4 protein-coding genes are annotated in these 3,497 nt (G+C 42.9%); 3 read left to right on the top strand and 1 reads right to left on the bottom strand.

Annotation, left to right across the window (positions count from 1 at the left end):
* The 3 genes from menB to PX481_RS22725 form a co-directional block, all read left to right on the top strand.
* A partial coding sequence (menB, locus tag PX481_RS22735; RefSeq protein ID WP_288096193.1) for a 1,4-dihydroxy-2-naphthoyl-CoA synthase occupies positions 1-589 on the top strand: 589 nt, incomplete at its 5' end.
* A 240-nt stretch (positions 590-829) separates the two neighbouring features.
* Positions 830-1,132 (top strand): RNA-binding regulator, encoded by a 303-nt coding sequence (gene rbp / locus PX481_RS22730; RefSeq protein WP_002759510.1) that lies wholly within the window; start codon positions 830-832, stop codon positions 1,130-1,132.
* 279 nt (positions 1,133-1,411) lie between these two features.
* Complete coding sequence (locus tag PX481_RS22725) at positions 1,412-2,497, top strand: glycosyltransferase family 4 protein (protein ID WP_002759508.1); 1,086 nt, start codon at positions 1,412-1,414, stop codon at positions 2,495-2,497.
* A gap of 28 nt (positions 2,498-2,525) precedes the next feature.
* Here PX481_RS22725 and PX481_RS22720 read toward each other — a convergent pair whose 3' ends face one another.
* Complete coding sequence (locus PX481_RS22720; protein ID WP_288096189.1) at positions 2,526-3,296, bottom strand: FkbM family methyltransferase; 771 nt, start codon at positions 3,294-3,296, stop codon at positions 2,526-2,528.
* Positions 3,297-3,497 lie beyond the last annotated feature (201 nt).

The following is a 3,497-nucleotide window of genomic DNA, read 5'->3' as shown; positions in this document are numbered from 1 at the left end:
GGTGCGCGGTCAGGCGGGTTATATTGGCGATGATGGCGTACCCCGGCTCAATGTGCTGGATTTACAGAAATTAATTCGCTCCATCCCCAAGGTAGTTATCGCGCTGGTGGCAGGTTATGCGGTCGGGGGCGGTCATGTTTTACACTTGGTTTGTGATTTAACCTTAGCAGCGGATAACGCCATTTTTGGCCAGACCGGTCCGAAAGTGGGCAGTTTTGACGGCGGTTTCGGCTCTAGTTATCTAGCCCGGGTGGTCGGTCAGAAAAAGGCTCGCGAGATTTGGTTTCTCTGTCGGCAGTATAACGCCCAACAAGCTTTAGAAATGGGTTTGGTTAACCATGTCGTCCCGGTGGAGGAATTAGAGCGGGAAGGGATTAAATGGTCCTTAGAAATTCTCGAAAAAAGTCCCTTGGCGATTCGTTGCCTAAAATCGGCTTTTAATGCTGATTGTGATGGTCAAGCGGGTTTACAGGAGTTAGCGGGCAATGCCACTTTACTCTACTATATGACCGCCGAAGGAGCCGAAGGTAAACAGGCTTTCCTCGAAAAACGTCCCCCCGATTTTAGTCAATATCCTTGGCTACCCTAATCAGTTATCGGTGAACAGTAATCAGTGAAAAGAAAGCAGAAAACCGCCTTGTAATACTGCTCACTTAATACTCCCTACTCCTACTGATCACCGATCACTGATCAGCTATGCTAGTTTAGAGAGAGTAGTTAGGTTCGGTAGCAGCATTGGTTTCAAACAGAAGTGGTTTTTCCCTGATGGCCTTGACTGGGTTGTGTCCGATCTCCTTCTCGAAATGGCTGTGATATTGGGAGACAATCCATGACGATTTACGTTGGTAATCTGGTTTATGACGTCACGACAGATGACTTGAAAGAGGTATTCGCTGAATACGGCACAGTTAGTCGCGTTTACTTGCCCGTAGATCGGGAAACGGGTAAAATGCGCGGTTTTGGTTTTGTGGAAATGTCCTCCGATGAGGAAGAAGCAAAAGCGATCGAAACTCTTGACGGGGCCGAATGGATGGGACGACAGATGAAAGTCAATAAAGCTCGTCCCAAAGAAGATAATTTTGGCGGTGGTGGCCGCGGTGAGCGCAAAAATTTCGGTCGCCGCGAACGTTAAAGAGATTCTTGGAAAATTGCAGAAGCGGTTATTTTTGATAACCGCTTTCCTATGGATAATTAATCAATCTGCGTTTGTTTTCTAACATCCTAATACTCCATAGGGACATTTCATCGTTTTGACGAAAAAAGCTAACGGACGCGAGGATATCCGTTCGTCCATAGATTTTGAGAATGTTATCAGGGAAAATCAAGATTTGATTCGCACCCACTCCCGCCTACCTTATTTGTTCTAATTTTCCCATCATCATCCAACCGCTGCCATAAACTTTGACAAAAAATGAAGATAGCAATCATCACAGCAACTCCCCAAAATGTCAAGCGCGGAAGTGGTACCTTCGTCACCAATATCCATCTGACTAACGAGTTGCGCTCCCAGGGTCATGTGGTTGATGTCTTCTCGCCGGCCAAAGCATCGGGGCCGTTAGGTTATATGGCTCATCGCTTTCTTTGGAATTGGCGACTCGATCCCCGTTGTTTTGACGACTATGATCTGGTGGTGGGTTACGATATGGATGGTTACGCCATCAGCGATCGCCTGAAAGTACCCTTTATTGTTTATATTCTTGGTATTATTGCCGATGAGGCCACCTTTGAGCGGGGTTGGGTGCGAACTTCTCTAGAATTGATGGCAAAAGCCGAGAAAGTGAACGTCCATCGTGCAGATCTGGTCATCTCTATCAGTGAATATTCCCGCACTAGACTCAAGCAACTTTATCAGTATGATGGCAATATCGAAATTGTTCATTCTCTAATTGATCTCAAAGGTTGGGATGCAGCGGTAGCCTCGGTCAAGTATGAGGAAAAAAACCGCGAGCAGAGGAGGCCGACTGTGTTTTGTGTCGGTGTCCAGTATCCCCGCAAAAATGTTGCCACTTTGATCCGCGCCGCCGCAATTCTCCGCCGTCAAATACCCGATGTAGAGGTAAGAATTGCCAGCAAAGGTCCTGAATGGAATAATTTACGCCGTCTGGCACAAGAACTCAATTTAGAGCAAAATGTTACTTTTCTCGGCTATCTTTCCTATCAAGAACTGATCCAAGAATATCTTGATTGTCAAGTTTTTTGTTTACCTAGTCTGCAAGAAGGATTTGGTATAGTTTTTGCTGAAGCTATGGCCAGTTATAAACCGATTGTCGCCAGTCGTTCCTCCTCGACACCGGAGTTGATTGAAGATGGTGTACAAGGTCTATTAGCCAACCCCTTAGATGCCGAAGATTTAGCCAGTAAATTAGCGGAAGTGCTTCTCAATCCAGAAAAAGCTCGTTCCTTAGGGAAGGCAGGTAGAGCGAAAGTTTCAGAATTTGATGCCCCGATTATTGCCCAACGTTTCAGTCAGTTATTAACCAATTTTCTGGAAAAATAGATTAACTTTGAGAATAAAAGTTCAACCACTAACGCACAGCGTATAAATGGAAAATATCCACGAATGTCAAAGGTAGTAATTCTCTTTTTTCTAGTTGAATTTTGAAGCCATTGTCTGCCAGCATTTGGCTTATTTGCTTTAAGCGTCCCTTTTGATCGTGAATTTCAGCCACTATTTGCTTGATTTTCGGCCAGTCTTTAGCTTCGATGCCTTGAAATACTTCGTATTCTTCTCCTTCCACGTCAATTTTCAGTAAGTCAATGGAGTCAATACCGAGTTCATTAATTACGGAAGATAGAGTTCTTACTTCACAGGCTACTTGTTCTTTTTCTTGGAAAAACTCTTCAAACAAATTTTCTATTTTTTGGGAATTCTGATCGACTTGAATATCTTCTAATGCAGCCAAGGTATCCTCTGGCTTTGTGGTTGAATTAGCAGACATATTGGGATAAAAAGTAAAGATTTTTGCTGGGTTATTCTCTGAACTTAATCCACAGTTAAATAAAACAACATCCTCTAAAGAATGCAAATGAATATTTTTTTGCAAAACCTCAAAAGTTGGCTTGATTGGCTCAAAGGCGAAAACTTTTGCTGTTGGTTCAACTCCCTTGACAAAAATAGAGAATAGACCGATATTAGCTCCAACATCAAAGATCACATCGCCTTCTTTGATGACGATATCATGCCCTTCATATTGCCTTTCAGTAAATATTTCCGAAAAAATGTATTCTGTTTCCTCTTTGCTACTACTGTAGTAACATTCCAATCCATTAGAAAAAGTAATTTTTTGGGCAATCACCGTTGATGTATGTATAGTTGCGATCTGGGACAAAATTATATTAACACCATGAATGGCTCCCCGTCAAGAATGAGGTAAGTAGTCATGCAAAATTAATTACCCAAATAAAAAATTAAGAAGTATAATACATAAAAAAACGAAGCAGCAGGAAAATACAATGAGATTGATTAGAGACCTAAACCCCGAGAGCCAGAAAATGCT

Source organism: Microcystis sp. M53603_WE2 (assembly GCF_030065435.1).
The sequence above is the reverse complement of the archived record's forward strand: the minus strand, read 5'-3'. Positions and strand labels throughout refer to the sequence as shown.